Raw genomic sequence first — 19,700 nt, 5'->3', positions numbered from 1 at the left:
GTACCGGCTGAAATCGGCATTTTGCACATGTTCGGAAATTCAGCTGGTTTATGTTACTAAACGCAACGAGATGCACTTAAGTGTAAAATATCAATTTCATAGAAGCTCTCTTTCTTAAGGCTTGTAAAGCTTTGGTGTAATGTAGATGTTCTTAATCGCATTAACCATTTTTATGACTTGCACCGGCAGTATTTGTGGTAAGAGATGATCGTGGTTGGGGTGGCCATGCAAAACGAATTCGCTCGAGGAGCGCTATGGCTACCTATACCCGTATTTCGGACGGCACTGGACGATCATCTCTGAACATTTCCACCGCGAAATTCGGGGCGGGGGAGCAGTTTGGTCTGCCGATTGTTGGTCGGAAATTTGACGAAATTATCGTTCGCCACGACAAGAGCGACCAGATCTTCTGGTGCTTTATGAACCAACGCGGACGACCTAGCTACACCTATAGTCTGGGCGCCGAAGTTCAGGAAGTTCAGGATTGGGTTGCCGACAATTATGCCGTGCCCGCCAATGGCGGGCCGGATGATTTGCGCTATTTTGTGTGCGGTTCGAAAACCCCGGGCATTTACAATCTTGGGGGCGATCTGCGCCATTTTGCTGAGTGCATACGGACCCGTGATCTGCCCGCGATGCGAAAATACGCCGAAACCTGTGTCCGGATGCAATATGCCAACTCCAATGCCTTTGGTGCGCCCATTATCACAATGGCTTTGGTCCAGGGCGATGCGCTTGGTGGAGGCTTTGAACACGCACTGGCTTTTGACATTTTGTTTGCCGAACGTAGCGCACGGCTGGGTCTACCCGAAATCGTGTTTAATCTGTTTCCCGGCATGGGGGCCTATAGTTTCCTGCTGCGTCGCGTTGGTCGGAAACTGGCGGAATCCTTCATTCTGGAAGGCAAAATTTACTCTGCCCAAGAACTTTACGACATGGGTATCGTAGACGTGTTGGTCGAAGACGGGCAGGGCGAGGCAGCGATCGTCGAATATTGTCAGCGTAACCGCAACCGCTTTGCTGCCGAGCGAGCTGTCTATCGCGCGAGGCGCGCCGCAAACCCGGTCGAATTGGATGAGTTGCTCGAAATCACCAATGTCTGGGCTGACACGGCCATGACATTGACCGATGCCGACGTGCGCAAGATGGAGCGTTTGGCTGATGCCCAGGAACGCAGGATCAAACGCAACCTGGAAGCAATTTAGACGACGCTTCTATTGGACTGCTTTGAAAGCGGGCAGTTGCTCACTGGTTTCCAACGCATCGGTAGCCCGCTGAAGTTCATTTTCGATGCGGTGCAGATAGTCAGCACGCTGTACCTCGAAATCGGCTTCGGTGACTTTTTCCAGTTTCGCACAGAGTGCCGCAAGCTGTTTTGCCCCGATATTGTTGGCGGAGCTTTTGAATGCATGCGCTGAAAAGCGGAACAGCGCCGGGTCACGTTCTTCGATGGATTTTGCCAGCGTAATGCGACATTCGGCAACGTCTTCGAGAAAACCTTCGATCATGCTAGCGACGAAACGGTCATCGCCGATAGACCGCAGATAAGCCATATGATCTGCATCGATCGCTTCATTCAAATCGGACGGGCGCTTTCCCTGCAAAGGAACGACGACCTGCAACGGATCTTCTGTCGAGCTGGGCAAATTTATTTCAGCATTCTCGCCGAGGCAGCACTTCTCGATTGTCGAAAGAAGCAGTGCGGAATTTATTGGTTTTGTCAGACGCAAGTCCATACCGGCTGCCAGACAGCGTGCTTCGGTTTCGCTAGTCGCATCGGCCGTAACGCCAACAATAGGCAAATGGCTGCGCGCGCCTTCGATCTGCCGCCACATCTTGCATGCATCGATACCATTCAATCGCGGCATGTTGACGTCGAGAAGTACGATATCGAAACTTTCTCGCTCAAGGATGTCGAGCATTTCATCGCCGTCGCACACTTGCGTGACGCTGTGTCCCGCGGTTTCCAGTATCGCTGATAGGATGTTTCGATTGGTGCGGTTGTCATCAGCGACGAGCACCGATTGCGGCCGATAGGATTGCTGCGCGATCTGCGGTGAAGCGCTGCCCGTTTTGTGGTCAAAATGCGGCTTGTGCGCGAAAGAGCGTCCAATCCGAATGGCACTACGCAACTGATCGAAGTTCGCGTCGCTCGGAATGACGCTCGCAAAAGCAGCGCGGAGCCTGATTTCCTGAAGGTCGGGAACCTTGTCATGCGAAACAAGCACCGCAGCGACTTCTGCGTCCGAGAAACGCTGCCACAAAGGGTCATCGTTCGGCATTTCGTCGACCAGCCGATCGTCGATCATCGCAATAGCGAAGTCATCTATGGTAAGCTGTTCCAGCTTTTCTGACAACTGCTTGCGGCTCGAGCATTTTATGCTCCGAACTGTATAGCTGCCAGCGGACTGCGCTGTCGCCAAGAGATCTGCATCAAAATTGCCCAAGGCGAGCACATTTAGTGCCGGAGCCTGTTCCGTCGGCGGCGCGCGGTCATCTTGTTGGTCTGCGGTCGCCAATGTGACCGGAATTTCTACCAGAAAACTGCTGCCCTGACCTATTTGGCTAGTGACCGAAATGCGCCCGCCGACTTGATCTACGAGTTGCTTGCATATTGCCAAGCCTAGTCCTGTGCCGCCGAAGCGGTTCATCACGGTATCATCGGCTTGCTGGAACGGTTCGAAAATCCGTTCCACAGCGTCCTGCATGATACCGATACCCGTATCGGTGACGCTGAACCAGGCCCGCGTTTTACCGTCATGTTCCCGGATACCGCCGTTGACGGCGATCGTACCTGCTTCGGTAAATTTAATAGCATTGCCTGTCAGATTGAGCAGGATATTGCGCATAATATCGACCGGCCCATCGACCAGGCGATCAGATAATGGTTCGGCCGCAATCTGAAGGGCTAGCGACTTGTCTTCAGCGCGCACGAGCATGATGTCACGGATTTCGGTGAACAACTCGGTCAATCGAAGCGGACGAAGCACCACTTTCGCGGAGTTTGAATCGCTTTTGGCAATCTGGATCAACTGGTCGATCAGGTGCAGAAGATGTTCGCCGGCCAGCACGCTGGCATCGACCATATCATGCTGGTTTTTTGGCATCCCCATCTGTTTCAGATGGTTGCCGTAACCGATGATTGCATTCAAAGGGGTGCGGAGTTCATGGCTGACACTGGCCAGAAAATAGCTTTTGGCTCGGTTGGCAGTCTCCGCTTCATCCTTCGCCTTTGACAGCTTGCGGATAAGTGTCGAACAATATGCAGGGATGACGGCGAGTGCGAGCGTCAAGCTGTAGCCCAGAACCTGATTAGGTGCCCAATAATCGGTCGTCAGAACAACCGTGCCAAAGGCCAGAACAGACAAGGTTGCTGCAAAAACCAGATATTTGACGCCGTAGCGGAAACCATTGCCCAAAGTGACCCAAAGCAACAGCGGATAGAAAAAGGACATCGTTTCGGCCGAGCGCATCATCACGGCAAACGCCATGCCGATGTCCAATATGATGGCTGCAACCCAACGGCGCTCCTGCGGCCAGATCTTCTTCTGGCGCATCGCAAACAAACTTGCGTTCAACGAGAGATAAATAACAAAAGCCGTCAGGATAAAGCTGTCAAAGGCAAGGAAATATACGGTTATACCCGATGCAGTGCCCATGACGAGACGGTTGAGCAGGATTTCCTGCTCGGGTGCCAGTCCGGTGGTTTTGTTCGCGACGGTTGTCATTTCAACTGCCGTTTCTGGCTGCCCTTGCCGGGAACAATGCGATCGTAGAGTTGCCCGACAGATAGTGCTCGTCCAAACAGATAGCCTTGCAACTCGTCACAGCCCGCAGCCCGCAGCAACATATGTTGCGTCTCGGTCTCGACACCTTCGGCTACCACCCGCATATCCAGTGCGTGCGCAAGATGCGCAATGGTCGATATGATCGCCCGGTCGACACTGGAGCTTTCGATCCGCGAAATGAATGTCTGATCTATTTTCAACCGGTTGGCGGGGAGGTCACGCAAATATTGCAGCGAGGAATAACCTGTACCGAAATCATCGATTGAGAGCTCTATGCCGCTGTTTCGCAAAGCATGGAGTTGATCCATCAAGGCCTGGCTTTGGTCGAGCAGCAGCTCTTCGGTAATCTCAACGACAAGCTGCCCGGGTTGAATGTCGTATTTCCGGGTTTCCGCGAGAATTTCGTCACACATATTGTTCGACTGAAACTGACGCGGGGAAACATTGACTGCAATATGCGGCAGTTCAATGCCCTGTTCGCGGAATTCCGCAATTTGGCGGCATGCTGTGCCGATAACCCAACTGCCTATCCGACCGATAAGACCGGAATCGTTGGCGACCCGCATGAAATCGCTAGGCATCAGTCGCCCACGCTGCGGATGCTGCCAACGGAGCAGTGCCTCGAGACCTGTCAGCTCCGATGTGGTTGCGTCGACAATGGGCTGATATTCGAGGACGAACTCGTCATTCTCCAATGCAGAACGCAGATCCGCCTCAACGCCAGCATTGAACTGTGCGATCTGGTTCAGCTTGGGTGAAAAGAAGCAATGGCGGTTCCGACCGCTGGTCTTCGCTTCATACATGGCAAGATCGGCGAGGCGCAGCAGTTCATCGGCGGAGTCGCTATCGTCGGGAATCAAGGCAATGCCGATACTGGCACCGATCAATTGGTCAGAATCCCCAATCGAATAAGGCTTGCCGATCTGACCCAGCAAACTCAGGCATTTGTGACTGACGTCATCAGGGCTCTCAATGTTGCGGATGATGACGGCGAATTCATCACCACCGATGCGTGCGGCAATCTCATTGCTGTCGAGCGCGCCGTTTATGCGTTCCGCAACCTGGCGAAGCAACATATCGCCGGCTTGGTGTCCGCGGGTATCATTGATGACCTTGAAACGATCAAGGTCAACCAGCAGGAGCGCCGCTTTCGAATTGCTGGCCGCACATTCTTCGATTGTCTGGCGCATGTTTTCGGCAAGCAATGCCCGGTTCGGCAAGCCCGTCAGCATGTCATGCAAAGCCAGATGCGCGCGATGTTCTTCGGCAAATTTGCGTGCCGTAATATCGACCGCAGATGTCAGTACGCCAATGACTTGGCCATCTTTGTTATGCAGCGGTGATTTGTTGCAGTGGAAAGTCAGCTGCACGCCGTCGCTGTGATAGACTTCTTCATAATTGGGGATGGATTGCGCGCCGTCGACAATGATCGCGTTCCGGCGTTCTTCACGCTGCGCCAGATGCGGTTCGAACACATCCGCAATGGATTTGCCAACGAGACTGTCCATATCTTGGCCAAGCAACGCGGATTGATAGCTGTTAATGAACAATATCTTGCCGTTGCGGTCAGTCGCATTGATCAAAATCGGTGTTGTATCGATAATCTGCTCGAGCATCGATTTGCCGGCACCAATTGACCTGGTTCCTGAACCGGAGGAAGGCGAGGAGTTTGTCGGACGATTTTCCAGCTCCACCCTTTTCCGGTGCTGTGCGATCAGCAGGATGGCGCGTTCCCGGAATTCCTTGTCGGTAACAGGGCTCTGCAAAAAGTCTGTCGCGCCTGCATCCAGCGCCGCAATGCGGACTTCGCGATCCTGCCGGGCAGTAATGATGATCGCCGGTGTTGCATGGCCGTCCGGACGGCTGCGAAACCTCCGTATGAAATCTGCACCCGTCATTTCCGGCATGCGGTAGTCAACGATTAACAGATCTGCGGTTTCAGTCTCCAGCCATTCAAGCGCCTTACTTGCGCTTTGAAAGCAAACCGAAGTGAAATTGGGACCCATCATGGCCACAAACTGCGCATAAATGCGCAGGTTCGTTGACCTGTCGTCGACTATGACTATGCGCGCGTGCATCAAATACGCGATAGCGACCCAATCTCAAGGAATGGTTAATCGTCAAAATTTGTGAGGGTTCAAAATGGAGCAAATGGTCGGGGAAAGAGGATTCGAACCTCCGGCCCCTGCCTCCCGAAGACAGTGCTCTACCAGGCTGAGCTATTCCCCGACCGATGCTTGAAGCCGGTACAGGACCGGCAAGGCAGGCGGTGCCTATAGAAGGGCGGTTCCAGCCTTTCAAGCGTAAAGATGCAATAATCTGGCCATTGCCGATTGCCCGTTCTGCGAATAGCTTCTGCGCTTAAAGACTCGATGGGGAAGGCGCTCTGAATGAGCCATTATGAAGACCAGTATCTGGACCTGATGCGCCGCATCTGGACCGAAGGGGCGGTGCAGCAAGACCGCACCGGTGTTGGCACACGTTCACTCTTCGGTGCGACGATGCGCTTTTCGCTCGCCGACAACGCCATTCCCTTGCTGACCACCAAACGCATTTTCTGGAAAACCGCCGCGCGTGAGATGCTGTGGTTTCTCACCGGAGACACCAACATCCGCAATCTGTTGAAGCAAAAAGTCCGGATCTGGACCGACTGGCCGCTGGAACGTTATCGCCGCGAAACCGGTGACCCGATTTCACAGGAAGATTTCGAGCAGCGCATAGTCGATGACATTGATTTCGCCGAGCAATGGGGCGATCTGGGACCGGTTTATGGCGCGCAATGGGTGAACTGGCCCAATTATGAAGATGCAGGGCAGGGACTTTATCGTCGCACCGAAAAGGGTATCAACCAGATTGAATTGCTGGTGCAAAGCCTGAAGAGCAATCCGGGGTCGCGCCGGCATATCTTCGAAGGCTGGAATGTTGCCGAACTTGACCAAATGGCGCTGCCACCTTGCCACAAAACCTATCAGTTCCACGTAGCCGACGGCGTGTTGAGCGGACTGTTATTCCAGCGATCGTGCGATCTGGGGCTGGGTTTTGGCTTCAACGTTTTCGCCGCATCGATGCTGATCCGCATGCTGGCGCAGCAATGTGGATATGAGCCCGGCGAATTGATCTGGCAGGGCGGCGATGTGCATTTGTACCTCAACCATGCCGAACTGGTCGAAGAGCAATTGTCGCGTCAGCCTGCAGGCGATCCCAAACTGCACCTGTTGCGCAAGCCTGACAGCATTTTCGACTATGAGATCGAGGATTTCGAAGTGCTCGATTATCACCCGCAAGCCCATATTTCCGCGCCTGTCGCAGTTTAGGTCAGCGATATTGACCTAAAAAGGAGTTTGAAATATTCTAACAAGAGCGGACAACAAACAAATGTGATTCGCGTGGAGCCCTGTGAGGGGAACGAGAGGAAGCGATGACAGGCAAAAAGTCCAATCTTGCGCCGTTGCGGCTGCACATTCCGGAGCCCAAATTCCGTCCCGGTGATGAGGCCGATTTCAGCGATGTCGCTGTACCGCCGGTTGATTCCATAGCGCGCCCCGATGAAGCCTCGCTACCGGCGGACATTCAGTCGCTGGCTTTCGGGCTGGTGCGCGTGCTCGATGACGACCATCAGGCAAAAGGTAGCTGGAATCCGAACCTCGATGCCGATCAGTTGCGCTCGATGCTCCGCAACATGATGCTGACGCGCGCGTTCGATGACCGCATGTTCCGCGCGCAGCGGCAGGGCAAAACCAGCTTTTACATGAAATCGACGGGCGAGGAGGCAACCTCGGTAGCGACAGCGATGGCGCTGGCCAGCGATGACATGTGTTTCCCCAGCTATCGCCAGCAGGGCATTCTCCTGACCCGCGGCTATCCGATCGTGCGGATGATGAACCAGATCTATTCGAATAGTCAGGATCATCTGAAGGGCCGCCAGCTCCCGATCATGTATTCGGCGCCAGAGTGCAGCTTTTTCACCATTTCGGGCAATCTGGCGACGCAATATCCGCAGGCTGTGGGCTGGGCGATGGCCAGCGCATCACGCGGCGATACGCGCATTTCTGCGGTCTGGTGCGGCGAAGGATCGACTGCAGAAGGTGACTTTCATAGCGCCATGACGTTCGCGGCGGTCTACAATGCGCCTGTCATCCTGCAGGTGGTGAACAACCAGTGGGCGATTTCCTCTTTCTCCGGCATTGCGGGTGGCGAACGCACGACCTTTGCGGCGCGCGGGCTTGGTTATGGCATTGCCTCGTTGCGTGTGGACGGTAACGACCCGCTCGCCGTCTATGCCGCTATGCGCTGGGCAGCGGACCGGGCACGGACCAATAATGGTCCAACCTTCATCGAATATTTCACCTATCGCGCCGAAGGCCATTCTACCTCAGACGATCCGGGTGCCTATCGCGCTGCGCAAGAGTTTGAAAAATGGCCGTTGGGTGATCCGGTAGACCGGTTGAAAAAGCACCTCATTCTGCTGGGTGAATGGAGCGAGGAGCAGCATCAGGCACAGCATGACGAACTGGCCGAGCTGGTCAAGAAAACCCAGAAAGAAGCAGAGGCAAACGGCATATTGGGGCATGGCATGCACCAGCCGTTCGAAACGATGTTCGAAGATGTGTTTGAGGAAATGCCCTGGCATCTAAAAGAGCAGTGCGCTCAAATGATCGACGAACAGCACCGCAAATTCGGCCCTGAGTGGGAGCCGAAATGATGGGCGACACCAAAACCATGAATATGATCGAAGCGATCAACAGCGCGCTCGACATCATGCTGGAACGCGACCCCGATGTTGTTCTGATGGGGGAGGATATTGGCTATTTTGGCGGCGTGTTCCGCGCGACGGCCGGTCTTCAAGCCAAGCATGGCAAGACCCGCGTGTTCGATACGCCAATCAGCGAATGCGGCATCATCGGTGCCGGTGTCGGTATGGCGGCCTATGGCTTGCGTCCCGTCCCCGAAATCCAGTTTGCGGATTATATCTACCCGGGCCTGGACCAACTTGTGAGTGAGGCGGCGCGTCTACGCTATCGCTCGGCAGGTGACTTCATCTGCCCGATGACGGTGCGCTCGCCTTTTGGCGGCGGGATTTTCGGCGGACAGACGCACAGCCAATCGCCCGAAAGCCTGTTTACCCACGTCTGCGGTATCAAAACGATTGTTCCGTCGAATCCCTATGACGCTAAGGGGCTACTTATTGCCGCGATAGAGGATAACGACCCCGTCATCTTCTTCGAGCCCAAGCGCATCTATAACGGCCCATTCAGCGGTTATTATGACCGCCCGGTCGAGCCTTGGTCGAAACATGAAGCTAGTGCGGTTCCCGAGGGCTATTACCGGATCGAACTGGGCAAAGCCGGGGTGGTTCGCGAGGGCGAGGCCCTCACGATCCTCACTTATGGCACGATGGTGCATGTGGTGCAGATGGTGGTCGCCGAAATGGGCATTGATGCCGACATTCTTGACTTAAGAACACTTCTTCCATTGGATGTAGAAGCGATTGAACGATCAGTAAAAAACACCGGGCGCTGCTTGGTGGTTCACGAGGCCACCCGCACGAGCGGCTTTGGTGCTGAATTGGCGGCACTGGTGCAGGAACGCTGTTTTTATCACCTGGAAGCGCCGGTCGAGCGCGTCACCGGCTTTGATACGCCTTATCCGCACAGCCTCGAATGGGCCTATTTCCCGGGCCCGGTTCGGATAGCCAGTGCCATTGAAAAGATCATGAAGGACTGACGTCATGGGTAAGTTCACATTCAAGCTGCCGGACATTGGTGAAGGCATTGCCGAGGCCGAAATCGTTGCCTGGCACGTCAAGATTGGCGACCGGATCGAGGAAGACCAGCCTTTGGCCGATATGATGACCGACAAGGCCACCGTCGAGATGGAAAGCCCGGTGGCTGGTATCGTCACTGCAGTGGCGGGCGAGGCTGGTGACGTCATCGCGATCGGATCGATGCTGGTCGAGATTGAAACCGAGGGTGCAGGCAATGAGGAAGCCGAGCCTAAGCCCGTGATGGAAGCCCCAAAAGTGGTGGCGGAGCCGGTTTCAACACCTCCGCCGGCCGAAACGGTTAAAGCAGCACCTGAAGCGGCCAAGCCTGAACCAGTTGAAGCTCCTGCTCCACTGCAACAGGAGAAAATCACTGCATCTCCAGCGGTTAGGGCGCGTGCGAAAGAGCTTGGCGTTGAACTGAGTGACGTCAAAACGTCGGGCGGGCATGTCCGTCACGCCGATCTGGATGCCTATTTGAACTATGGTTCGGGGCAGGGATACCGGGCACCCGGCGTTTCAGCGAAACGCGCGGATGAAGTGGTCAAGGTCATCGGTATGCGCCGTCGCATTGCCGAAAATATGGCGGCGTCAAAGCGCAACATCCCGCATTTCAGCTATGTCGAGGAATTTGACGTCACCGCGCTGGAAGCGATGCGGGCGGATCTGAACGCCAACCGTGGCAGTCGTCCCAAATTGACGATGCTGCCTTTCCTGATCGTGGCGATCTGTAAGACCTTGCCTGATTTTCCGATGATCAACGCCCGCTATGACGACGAAGCCGGTGTGGTAACCCGCTACGGTTCGGTGCATCTCGGGATGGCAACGCAAACCGACGCAGGGCTGATGGTCCCGGTTATCCGTGACGCGCAAGACAAGAATGTCTGGCAGTTAGCGAGCGAAATTGGCCGTTTGGCCGAAGCAGCCCGCAATGGCAGCGCCAAAAGCGATGAACTCTCGGGGTCGACGTTGACCCTGACCTCGCTGGGGCCGTTGGGTGGTATTGCGACCACACCGGTCATCAATCGTCCGGAAGTGGCCATCATTGGCCCCAACAAGATTGTCGAGCGCCCTGTGTTCGTCGGCGATGCTATCGAGGCGCGCAAGTTGATGAACCTGTCGATCAGCTGCGATCACCGTGTTGTCGATGGCTGGGATGCGGCGAGCTATGTGCAGGCGCTGAAGAAGCTGGTCGAAACGCCGGTTCTGCTGTTCGCAGACTAAGGTTTACAGCCCCAGACCCTGAAAGCTGGTCTGGTCGAATTTCAGCTTGAAGGTCAGGAAGGGGCCGCTGCGGGTGTAGCGGGCTTCTTCGAAGTCGCGATCTTCAAAGCCGACAAAATTGTAACCTAGCGTGACGTTCGAGTTGTCGAACGGCGTCACCGTCAGTGTTGGGCCACCCGACCAGAAGATATTCTTGCCCGAGGTGCCAATGCGCGCCGTACCCGAGATGCCCACATCTGCGATATCTGAGAAATCAAAGCGCAAGTCGGCGCCGACAACATTGCTCCAACCCTTGACATCGTCCGCGCCAAAACGGTCGGTGTTGTAGCGGGTGCCCCAGAAGAAGGCATATTCGCCGCGTTCGATGAAGCTGCCATCGCGCTCGTCGATCGGGGTGTAGTTGACCGACAGGCTGTTGATGATGCGGGTCGATTTGACGTCACCGCTGACAAGCAACGGCGCACCGCCAACCGGTCCCGGAAGACCTGCAGTTGCGTTCTTCACCGAGTCATAGCGATATTCGGTCTTGTTTAGGAACGACCACTGGCTGCCCGAGGGGCGGTTGGCCCAGCTGATTTCCGCCTGCGCGGTCGTTGTCGATGCGCCGCCATCCTGCTTCGCCTTGAACCAGTTGAGCGCGCCGCCCACGGCCTTGCCTTCGCCAATCTGGCGCAGGATAGCGGTCGTCAGACCATAACGCTGCGTAGTATCGCCATCACGCCATTCGGCACGACCCGTCCAGCTCCAGCGTTCACCATGATAGCTGGCACCGCCAGTGACAGCGACAAAATCTTCGGTCAGCGTGCCATCGCTGCCCAGGAAACCGCCTGATGCAACGGGCTGCAACGGATTGATAACATCGCTGCGGTCAAAGCCACCGATGGTCTGGTTGCCATCGAGCGTGAAATCCACCGACCATTTGTCATTGATCTTGAACGATTGCGCGAGGCCATAAGAGGCGAAGCTGCGCGCACCGAACTCGCCAATATCCTGCTGGTTGGCACTTGCTACGATGCGACCGCCGGCCCAGGGGGCGATGTCAAAGCCGATACGTGCGGTGCGTGCGTCGATATTCTCACCCTTGGCAATTTCATAGCTGCCGACCAATGCGATATCGTTGCGGATCGCATAGCGTGCGCCAAGACGGTGGCGGGCAGGGAAGTCGATGCTCTCATCTTCGCCACCCAGAGCAAACTCGGTCTGTGCGTCGAGTTCAAGCTTGCTGGTCAGCTTGTACGAACCAGCGATACGAGCCAGCGTCGACTTGTTGGTTGTACCATCGGCTAGCTTATCATCCGCATGGGTGATGCCAGCACGCAGCGAGGCCTTGTCGTTACGATATTCGAGTTCGGTCGATCCCGCGATGCGACGGGCACCGGTTTCGATATAATCTTCCTGATAGCCAATTGCCGAAATCGACAGCTTGTCGGTCAGGCGATAGCGGCCATCGAGGCCGAATTTCTCGGTGCCAACTTCACTCCGGTTGGTCTGGCCGACGCCGAAGCGGGCCGACTGGCGGCGATAATAGGCCAGCACGTCAAGCTTCGCACCATGATGTTCGGCCTCGAGCAGCACAGCCGACGCGCCACCGGCGTCGGTGGTTGTGCTTCCGGCATTGGCCTTGCCATCGGTTGCTGCAAATTCGGCGCGCAATTCTGTGTTGGCGGTCGGACGATAGCGGACGTCGGCGCCGACGAGGTTGGTCTTGTCGGTATCGGTTTCGTCGTGGATCGCGGTCGCTGCAATTTGCAGCTTCTGGTCCGGCGACTGCCATTTCATGCGCCCACCGGCGTTGTTAACACGCTTGCCAACGCCATCGACCTCATATTCGGCGATGATGAATTGCGGGTTCAGGCCGCTTGAGCGCGACAATATGGGCTCACGGAAACGCAGCGTTCCGGCGAGGTAATCGATGTCATAGTCGATATGGCGCACGAGGGTTTTGCGGTCGATGATGATGTTTGACTGCAGACGATCACGCGTTTCGATAGTGATGCGCTCACTGTTGGCGAGGATATCGCGTGTGGCCAGAGCATAAGGGCCGGTCAGGCCGGTGCCCTGGATTTCCTCGCGACGATAGCGATAGGGGGTGTCGGCTGCAAAGGCCTGCGCGTGCACTTCGTCGCTGCGATACTCCGCCTTGATTCCGTTGAAGCTACGCTGATAGCGGGCCAGTTCAGGCTCATCGATGCCAGTCTGATAGTCGCCGAACAGCGCATAAAATTGCGGACGCTCGAGCTTCAGATACAGGCGGCGGATCGACGCGGCGTCGTAGCGCTGCTCGCTGCGATCAGCATAAACGGTGTAATAACGGCGCGGATCGATGGTGCCTGCAAAACGGGCATCATCAGCCTTTTTGTCGCTGTCATAGGCCATGGTCATCAGCCATTTGCCGGTAACACGACCCTTGGCGTAGAGGGCGATGCGGCCATCGACATTCAACTGATCATCTTCGCCAGCCAGATCCTGAAGACCTTCTTCAAGCTTGTTGAAACCGAGGGTTCCAGCTGCAAAACCAACGACCGTCCAGGGGCGATCGCCCGGATCGAGCCAGGTTTCAATGCGCTGGGTGCGCTTTACCTGGCCATCCTGGAAGTTGAAGCTGATTGCCACGGCACCGGAAGCGGTTGTCGGCTCCAGTTCGATATAGGCAACGCCATCTTCACCGACTACGCGCCACACCGGTGCCGCACGTTCGAGGCCGGACAATTGGCTTGCCTGCTGGGCATCGATTTCGACAGCGGGGCGATAGGGTTCGGTTACGCTGAAATCGCCAACTGCATCGGGCTGAATGGGTTTGCCCGAACGATCGGTGAAGCGCACGGCAATACGCGGACGATTGACGCCGTCGGCGAGTAGCAGCGACTTTTCTTTCAGGAATTGTGCCTGAATTGCGGGAGTAGCAAAGTGGACCTGACGCTCCAGTTTCGCAACTTCCTGACCTTCACTGTTCAGGACGCGCGCAACCAGCGCATTGTTGCCTGCAACAATCGGAACGCCCCGCCAGATGCTGACATTGACCCGGCCATCCCCACTGCGCTTGGCGCCATCGAAATTCAGCGGGTCAACGACCTTGCCATTGGCGCTGAGTTCGATGCGCTGGCCGGCAGCATGTTTGATGGCAACGCGGATCGCCGGCACAGGCGGATTGTGATCGGTGCCGGGGAACAGGAACTCCAGGCCCGGCGCCTGACCGGCAACCCAATCCTTTTCACCGCCAGCAATGCTGCGTTCTTCGGCGTTCGGCGCAACCGGTTTGGGAGCGATTTGTATAGCTTCGCGGCGCGGGCTGACCTGTGTCGAACGAAAATCTGCGCGTTTCAGGCTGCCGCCCCGACCTTCGACAAAGCGAGAGATCGCACTTCCGGCGCTGCGTGTATTCTGGGCGCAATCGACGGGGGCCTGATCGAGCGGGAAAGTTGACGGGTCGACTTGCACAACATGCAGGCCGGGGACCACGCCTTCGAAATGATAGCGGCCGTCAATGTCGGTGATGGCGTAGCTGCCATCTTCAAGCATGACGCGAACGCCGCTGATGCCCTTTGCTTTACGCGGATCGACGCTGCATCCGCCTTCGGTGATGCGACCAACTATGGTGAAGCGTTCGCTTATGCCGTCGCGGATAATGCGGATTGCGGCTTCGGCTGTGTCGCTGGTCGCGCCGCGGTTGTCGCGGGCGGAGGCGCGGTTGACGGCATCGCCCGAACGGGCATCAACGCGCACTTCGGCCAGATATGTCAACAAGCCCGATGCGCCACCTGCAAGCGGTGGTAAAACAACCGAAAACTCGCTGCCATCAGCGGTTGCGACTGGCGTAACCGAGGTGCCATTGTAGCGAACGCTGTTCAGGCGCAGCCGCATCGAGGCGGGCAAAATGTCGGTGACTGTTATCGGGCCGCTGTTACGGACGCGATCGGGATTGCGCACCTCGATACGGTATTGGACGACATCGCCGGGCATGGCCGTGGCGCTTGATGTCGACTTGCGCAGCTGCAAACTGCCTCCAGGCCGGTCCATCGGAACGTCGATACGCACCGGTGCAGGATCGTTCAGTGTAATGATTCCGCCATAGGAGCCATCGGCAATCACGAACTGGCCGCCATCAGGGCGCGTCAACAGCGCTAGTTCAGCAGGCGTAGCCACCGAGGGATGCGTGTAAGGCGCTGGCGGCGTGATAATCAGCCGGTAAGTGCCCTGGCGCAGGAAGGGGAAGCGGTAAAAACCGGACGGGAAGGTATAAATCTGCCCTCCACCGTCGGTAACCGTGCTTCCCGCTATGATGGTGCTCGGGAAACTAGAGACGCCGTCATCGCCAAACACCTGTGCAGGCTGGCCGGTTGCCGCGTCTACGATAGTCACTCGAGTGCCATCGACAGCAGTGCCGTCGGCACTGTCAAAGGTCAATCCGAACGGATCGACGAGAATATCGACATCTGCACCGGCAATGGGATTGCCATTTTGGGCATTGTCGAGGTCAAAATGAAGTTGGTCGCCGGGACGGACCGACAGGACGCAATCGCCCTGAATTGCCGCAGGCGGTGCTGCCTTGGTATTCACCAGAGCCAGAAAAACAGAGGTGTTGGCACCCGTTTCGGTCAGCGTGATCCGCTCAACGTCGCCGGTGTCAGTCGAAATTTCGGCTTCAAAGCTGTCAATCGCACCTGGATTGCTGTTTTGACCCGACGCCGTAACCTTCAGAACCAATGGTTCACCCGCGCGAATGGAGGACGCCGGGGAGATTGACGCCGGATTGGTTGAAAGACCGGCAAAAACGCCTTGAAGGTTGACCGGCTGAAGCCCGTTGGTGCCCCGGCACATCGTCTGGGGCAGAACGGCCTGGGTAGAACCGCTTGCGCTGGTGAAACGGAACACCTCAAGTGCCGCCGGTTGCGGATTGGAGCGATCGACAACGATATCGACGCTGTTTGAGGGCCGCGATAGCGGTTGTCCGCCGGATGTCCATTCCGCCTGCGCTGTGTTGCTGATGATATTCGGCAACACTTGCGCATGCGCGGGAAGGCAGGCGGCAGCCAAGTGGGCAGCTGCCGCCAGCATTCCTGCGCGTTTGATAAGATGTTTAGTTAATGCCATTTTTAGGGAAAAGGCGGGTCCGAAGAGAGTCTTCGTCCCCGCCTTGCTTCTTTAGTTGATGGTAACGCGGAAGATCAGGCCGCTCGTCGAAGCCGCGCCAACACTGGCGAGGGTTCCATTGACGCGCGGTGACGGCGTTGTGGTGTAGCTGCCACCGGCCGAACCGGCCGAGCAGCTTTGCGTTGCCAGACCATAGTCGGTTACAGTTGCACCCAACAGGATGGAACCTGTAACAAACGTCGTGTTCGCAGGAATCAAATCCTCAATCGCGACGCTGGTTGCGGCGATACTGCCTGTGTTCTGGACCGCAATGCAGTATTCCACCGTCGCGCCGGGCAGAGCTTTCGGGTTGCTGCCACTAACAAGGTCGCTGACAACGCGGCTCGACTTGAACACGCCAAGGGTAGCCGACTGGACGGTGTAGTCGTCGAGTGCGGATTCAACAGCATCGCGACCGGTATCAGCCAGAACGGTGTCGACAGCGCCAGCAACGTTGGCGTCGGTGTCGGTCGAGACGTTCTTGCCTACGCCGCTAAGAACAAAGGCGGTGCCGTTGCTCAGCTTTGCAGTGGCCTGCAAGTTGACGCCCGCAATCTGGCCATTAGTGGCTGCGGCCGGAATATCACCCAGCACAAGAATGTTGACGCTGTTGCTGCCGGTTGTTGCCGACAGGTCGTTAACGGTCAGCGTTGCGGTTGCAGGCGCATCGCAGACGTTATTGTTGTCCGCGTCCAAACAGATCAGCAAATTGGTGACGTCGAATCCGTCTGTTCCGCGCGGCGCAGCTGCACCGGTCAACAGATTGGCCGCTGTCAGGTCGAAATCGAGCAGGTCGTTCGACAGGTTGGTTAAAGTAAAGGCCGTCTGCTGAGCAAGTTGGCCGGGATTGACCGTGGTAGTGCCGACGGTCGCACGTTCGACAACGGTAAAGTTGACCTTGCGGTCGACCTTGAATGTGTCGGTGTTACTGGTGACCGGCGTCTGTGCCGTGGTTCCAACAGTGTAATTTACGGTCACACTGTTGGTAATGTCGGTGCCTTGGGTTGTGCCCACCGCAAAGGCCGGAGCGGAAACCCCGAGCGTTGCGGCAAGCGCAGTTGAGGCAACGAGGGATTTAAGCGTACTGGTCATGCTTATACTCCGGTTGCGTTGGATTTGATCGCTTGTGCCGCAGCAATCGGTACGGTTTCGTTTGGAGGTCATCGAACGACCCCGCGAAAGACGAGCTTGCCGGCAGAGCCTGCGGCGAGCGTTTGATTCATGTTCCATTTCAGATGGGTGACGTCGGCGGGTAGCGCCTGACGAAAGCTGCCGTCGGGCTTCGCGACTTTCAATTGCGCCATCGTGCCCCAGCTTTTGCCTCCATCAACCGAAACAACTTCCGTGCCATCCATAGTGCCCGAAAAGGCAACTGCACGGGGGATCGGGTTGGTGACAATGAAGTTTGATGCCGGTTGCGTTCCGACATTTTTATAGCGCACGACAAAAACCAATTGATCGCCGGGTACTACGAGTTTGGGTGCTTCAAGCACTGTCGCAACGGTACCATCCGGGCGTTTCTGTTCACGTTCGACAAAGACATCGCTGGCCAGCTCGACCGGTGCGGAAATTGCCGGCGCCGCAACAGCGAAAGCCAGCAGGGTTGCAATCATATGTTTCATGGCGTTGCTCACTGGATAGTTACCTGGAAAGTGACCGTGCGGGTTTGCCCGGCAGGGACATTGCCGAGCGACACGCCCACTCTGGTTCCGTTGAAGTTCCCAGCGTCGGCATCGACCGCATCGGTCTGCGCCGCTCCCTCAAGGGTCAGGCTGGCAGGAACATAGGTTGTGCCTGTCGGGATGGGGTCGTTAATGGCGAGATTGTTCAGCGAACCTGCGCCGCTAATCGTTGCCACAATCGTATAAGTGATGGTCGACCCCGGAACGGCGGTTGTGCCGCCAAAAGGATCGGCAACAACAGCCGATTTTGCCAAGGCTACAGAAGCGGCATCAACGCGAAGAAATCCGCTAGCCTCGCCATCTGCGCCGCTGGTTCCGACCACGGCATTGCCGCCGCCTTCACCCGCACCTGCAAATGATGTTCCCGGTGTCCCGGTTCCGGTATTGGCAGCAGCTACCAGACTGACATTGGCGCGGTCACCATTGGCTTGCGTTGCCGGGATGTTGGTCAGGACGAAAACAGTGATGCTTTGGTCTGGCGTCAGCAACGGGTCGTTGGTGCCCGCGACATAAATTGTGTCAACACCGGCATCATAGACACCGTTGTTGTTGGTATCGAGCACGACTTGCGACAAAGTGGGGTTGAAATCATCTCCGCTGTTGGCGACATTCGGCGTCAGCGTGAAGACTTCCGGACCGTTGCCGTTGTTCGTCACCTGATAGGTCAGCACCGCGTTGGTGGCACCATTGGTGGTGCCGACGTCGCCCGGATTGCTGCTGACGACAGTGACGTCGAGCAGTTCGTCGACGAGAATGACGGCCACATTCGATTGAATATCTACCGGACCCGCGCCAGCATCATAGCTCGCGGTGGCTATATTCTCAATGTTGGTGCCCGCAAGTGTCCCTGCGGCATAGGCGCTCGTGCCGATAGCCATTGCCGCGGCAAGGACTGCCAAAGCTGACGCGCAGCGGAACCGCAAATATGCGTTTCTGTGGCTTGAGCGGGATGTATTGGTTCTCAACATGTCGGCTCTTATGGCAGAGCGAGGTCAAGAAATAGTTAAGCCGCGGACATGGTCGTTAACGAGACAACTAATTGTATTTATAGGGTAAATATGGTGTCAAACTTGTGGATTCTTGTAAAATCAAACGACAATGGTAAATTATGCTAAAAGTTTTAGCTTTGCAGTGGTTTGGGTCCAAAAGCGGATTGCGCAAGAAAATTTCGTTTCTGCCATTCTCGCTGTTGACAGTCGAAGCGCCCGCTTCTAGGAGCGCCGTCACCGCATCAAGCGGGTGTAGCTCAGTTGGTTAGAGCGCCGGCCTGTCACGCCGGAGGTCGCGGGTTCGAGCCCCGTCACTCGCGCCATTTTCCTGTTTCCATCCACAGCAATAATGGCCGCAATGGTACGATCCAGATCGTGCCCAAAATCAGATACACAATCGCTTGCAACCAGATTGGCCAACCTCCGATGACGTCGGATTGGCTTCCTATAATCCATGCCAGTATCGCAATTATGCCCAATATCATGAACATACCTGCAGGCTTGCGCCATGTCGGCGGTGGAGGCGGGTTGGGGTGGTTCATCGACTGATCCAGCTGCTTTCGGTAAGAATGGCGTCCAAGGGCATGTCCCAAGGGTCTAAAGGCAGGTTTTCGGCCTGTTGAACCGACCATGCTATCCCAACAGCGATGCTATTGCCCAGCACGCTCAAGGCTCGATCATAATGCCCGGCACCCTGACCGAGCCGCATCAGCAGCGCATCAAAGGCAACCAGCGGAACCAGCACAATATCAGGCTTCAATTCAGGCGCATCGGCTTTGGGTTGCGACAGCCCAAAGGGGCCATTTTCAAGCGGATCTCTAGCCTTCCATTGCAAAAAACGCATCGGCGAGGTCTTGCTCGTGACATAGGGCAAAGCGAGCGTGCATCCCCGTTCGGCAGCGGCCGCCAGCAATTTGGCAGGATCTGCTTCAGAGCCGATCGCGACATAGCCCGCAACAATCTTTCCGGGGGTACAGAGCTGCGCAAGCGGGGAGGGCAGGCAGCTGAAGGCAATCGCTGCTTCGCCGCTCTTCAGATTGGCAACAAAATTGTCGCGCTTTGCCCTGAATTTCCGCCGCAGTTCAGGTTTGACGTCACTTTGCGGCACTTGTAACCCTTTGAAAAA

At 56.3% G+C, this 19,700-nt stretch carries 13 protein-coding genes and 2 tRNA genes; 6 read left to right on the top strand and 9 right to left on the bottom strand.

Going from position 1 to position 19,700, the window contains the following annotated elements:
* The first annotated feature begins 254 nt into the window (after positions 1–254).
* Positions 255–1,205: a crotonase/enoyl-CoA hydratase family protein gene (locus DXH95_RS06250; protein ID WP_115548535.1), complete on the top strand. Its 951-nt coding sequence runs from the start codon at positions 255–257 to the stop codon at positions 1,203–1,205.
* 9 nt (positions 1,206–1,214) lie between these two features.
* Here DXH95_RS06250 and DXH95_RS06245 read toward each other — a convergent pair whose 3' ends face one another.
* The 3 genes from DXH95_RS06245 to DXH95_RS06235 form a co-directional block, all read right to left on the bottom strand.
* Complete coding sequence (locus DXH95_RS06245; RefSeq protein ID WP_115548534.1) at positions 1,215–3,728, bottom strand: response regulator; 2,514 nt, start codon at positions 3,726–3,728, stop codon at positions 1,215–1,217.
* On the bottom strand, positions 3,725–5,866 hold the full coding sequence (locus DXH95_RS06240; protein ID WP_115548533.1) for a GGDEF/EAL domain-containing response regulator: 2,142 nt from the start codon (positions 5,864–5,866) through the stop codon (positions 3,725–3,727). The genes DXH95_RS06245 and DXH95_RS06240 overlap by 4 nt, the downstream gene beginning before the upstream one ends.
* A gap of 74 nt (positions 5,867–5,940) precedes the next feature.
* Positions 5,941–6,017: transfer RNA gene (locus DXH95_RS06235), tRNA-Pro, on the bottom strand.
* 161 nt (positions 6,018–6,178) lie between these two features.
* Between DXH95_RS06235 and thyA the strand changes: the two genes are divergently transcribed.
* The 4 genes from thyA to DXH95_RS06215 all read left to right on the top strand — a co-directional run bounded on the left by thyA (position 6,179) and on the right by DXH95_RS06215 (position 10,773).
* On the top strand, positions 6,179–7,102 hold the full coding sequence (thyA, locus tag DXH95_RS06230) for a thymidylate synthase (RefSeq protein WP_115548532.1): 924 nt from the start codon (positions 6,179–6,181) through the stop codon (positions 7,100–7,102).
* Between the two features lie 104 nt (positions 7,103–7,206).
* The gene (locus DXH95_RS06225; RefSeq protein WP_115548531.1) at positions 7,207–8,490 is read left to right on the top strand and encodes a thiamine pyrophosphate-dependent enzyme; all 1,284 of its coding nucleotides are present in this window, start codon (positions 7,207–7,209) and stop codon (positions 8,488–8,490) included.
* Positions 8,487–9,512, top strand: coding sequence for an alpha-ketoacid dehydrogenase subunit beta (locus tag DXH95_RS06220; RefSeq protein ID WP_115548530.1), 1,026 nt, complete (start codon positions 8,487–8,489; stop codon positions 9,510–9,512). The genes DXH95_RS06225 and DXH95_RS06220 overlap by 4 nt, the downstream gene beginning before the upstream one ends.
* Positions 9,513–9,516: 4 nt before the next feature.
* Positions 9,517–10,773: a dihydrolipoamide acetyltransferase family protein gene (locus tag DXH95_RS06215; protein ID WP_115548529.1), complete on the top strand. Its 1,257-nt coding sequence runs from the start codon at positions 9,517–9,519 to the stop codon at positions 10,771–10,773.
* 3 nt (positions 10,774–10,776) lie between these two features.
* On the opposite strand, the gene DXH95_RS06210 is transcribed toward DXH95_RS06215, so the two are convergent.
* The 4 genes from DXH95_RS06210 to DXH95_RS06195 all read right to left on the bottom strand — a co-directional run bounded on the left by DXH95_RS06210 (position 10,777) and on the right by DXH95_RS06195 (position 18,463).
* A complete protein-coding gene (locus DXH95_RS06210) occupies positions 10,777–15,864 on the bottom strand; it encodes a DUF11 domain-containing protein (protein WP_115548528.1) in 5,088 nt (1,695 codons plus the stop codon).
* A gap of 51 nt (positions 15,865–15,915) precedes the next feature.
* A complete protein-coding gene (locus DXH95_RS06205) occupies positions 15,916–16,995 on the bottom strand; it encodes a DUF11 domain-containing protein (RefSeq protein ID WP_115548527.1) in 1,080 nt (359 codons plus the stop codon).
* 68 nt (positions 16,996–17,063) lie between these two features.
* The gene (locus DXH95_RS06200) at positions 17,064–17,525 is read right to left on the bottom strand and encodes a hypothetical protein (RefSeq protein WP_115548526.1); all 462 of its coding nucleotides are present in this window, start codon (positions 17,523–17,525) and stop codon (positions 17,064–17,066) included.
* Positions 17,526–17,533: 8 nt separating this feature from the next.
* Positions 17,534–18,463 (bottom strand): hypothetical protein, encoded by a 930-nt coding sequence (locus tag DXH95_RS06195; protein WP_239016556.1) that lies wholly within the window; start codon positions 18,461–18,463, stop codon positions 17,534–17,536.
* A 357-nt stretch (positions 18,464–18,820) separates the two neighbouring features.
* Here DXH95_RS06195 and DXH95_RS06190 point away from each other — a divergent pair.
* A tRNA-Asp gene (locus DXH95_RS06190) sits at positions 18,821–18,897 on the top strand.
* Here the strand turns inward: DXH95_RS06190 and DXH95_RS06185 are convergent.
* Both DXH95_RS06185 and DXH95_RS06180 read right to left on the bottom strand, forming a co-directional pair.
* On the bottom strand, positions 18,886–19,116 hold the full coding sequence (locus DXH95_RS06185; RefSeq protein WP_115548524.1) for a DUF2842 domain-containing protein: 231 nt from the start codon (positions 19,114–19,116) through the stop codon (positions 18,886–18,888). The two genes, DXH95_RS06190 and DXH95_RS06185, sit on opposite strands and share 12 nt — an antisense overlap.
* The gene (locus tag DXH95_RS06180; protein WP_115548523.1) at positions 19,113–19,682 is read right to left on the bottom strand and encodes a 5-formyltetrahydrofolate cyclo-ligase; all 570 of its coding nucleotides are present in this window, start codon (positions 19,680–19,682) and stop codon (positions 19,113–19,115) included. The genes DXH95_RS06185 and DXH95_RS06180 overlap by 4 nt, the downstream gene beginning before the upstream one ends.
* Positions 19,683–19,700: the final 18 nt, after the last annotated feature.

Source organism: Sphingorhabdus pulchriflava (assembly GCF_003367235.1).
Taxonomy (GTDB): Bacteria; Pseudomonadota; Alphaproteobacteria; order Sphingomonadales; family Sphingomonadaceae; genus Sphingorhabdus_B; species Sphingorhabdus_B pulchriflava.
The sequence above is the reverse complement of the archived record's forward strand: the minus strand, read 5'-3'. Positions and strand labels throughout refer to the sequence as shown.

Bases quoted from the DNA above. Each gene is read 5' to 3' on its own strand.
- DXH95_RS06195 (WP_239016556.1), bottom strand. From the start codon at position 18,463: ATGGCTATCGGCACGAGCGCCTATGCCGCAGGGACACTTGCGGGCACC.
- DXH95_RS06245 (WP_115548534.1), bottom strand. From the start codon at position 3,728: ATGACAACCGTCGCGAACAAAACCACCGGACTGGCACCCGAGCAGGAA.
- thyA (WP_115548532.1), top strand. From the start codon at position 6,179: ATGAGCCATTATGAAGACCAGTATCTGGACCTGATGCGCCGCATCTGG.
- DXH95_RS06205 (WP_115548527.1), bottom strand. From the start codon at position 16,995: ATGACCAGTACGCTTAAATCCCTCGTTGCCTCAACTGCGCTTGCCGCA.
- DXH95_RS06200 (WP_115548526.1), bottom strand. From the start codon at position 17,525: ATGAAACATATGATTGCAACCCTGCTGGCTTTCGCTGTTGCGGCGCCG.
- DXH95_RS06250 (WP_115548535.1), top strand. From the start codon at position 255: ATGGCTACCTATACCCGTATTTCGGACGGCACTGGACGATCATCTCTG.
- DXH95_RS06225 (WP_115548531.1), top strand. From the start codon at position 7,207: ATGACAGGCAAAAAGTCCAATCTTGCGCCGTTGCGGCTGCACATTCCG.
- DXH95_RS06185 (WP_115548524.1), bottom strand. From the start codon at position 19,116: ATGAACCACCCCAACCCGCCTCCACCGCCGACATGGCGCAAGCCTGCA.
- DXH95_RS06210 (WP_115548528.1), bottom strand. From the start codon at position 15,864: ATGGCATTAACTAAACATCTTATCAAACGCGCAGGAATGCTGGCGGCA.
- DXH95_RS06240 (WP_115548533.1), bottom strand. From the start codon at position 5,866: ATGCACGCGCGCATAGTCATAGTCGACGACAGGTCAACGAACCTGCGC.
- DXH95_RS06220 (WP_115548530.1), top strand. From the start codon at position 8,487: ATGATGGGCGACACCAAAACCATGAATATGATCGAAGCGATCAACAGC.
- DXH95_RS06215 (WP_115548529.1), top strand. From the start codon at position 9,517: ATGGGTAAGTTCACATTCAAGCTGCCGGACATTGGTGAAGGCATTGCC.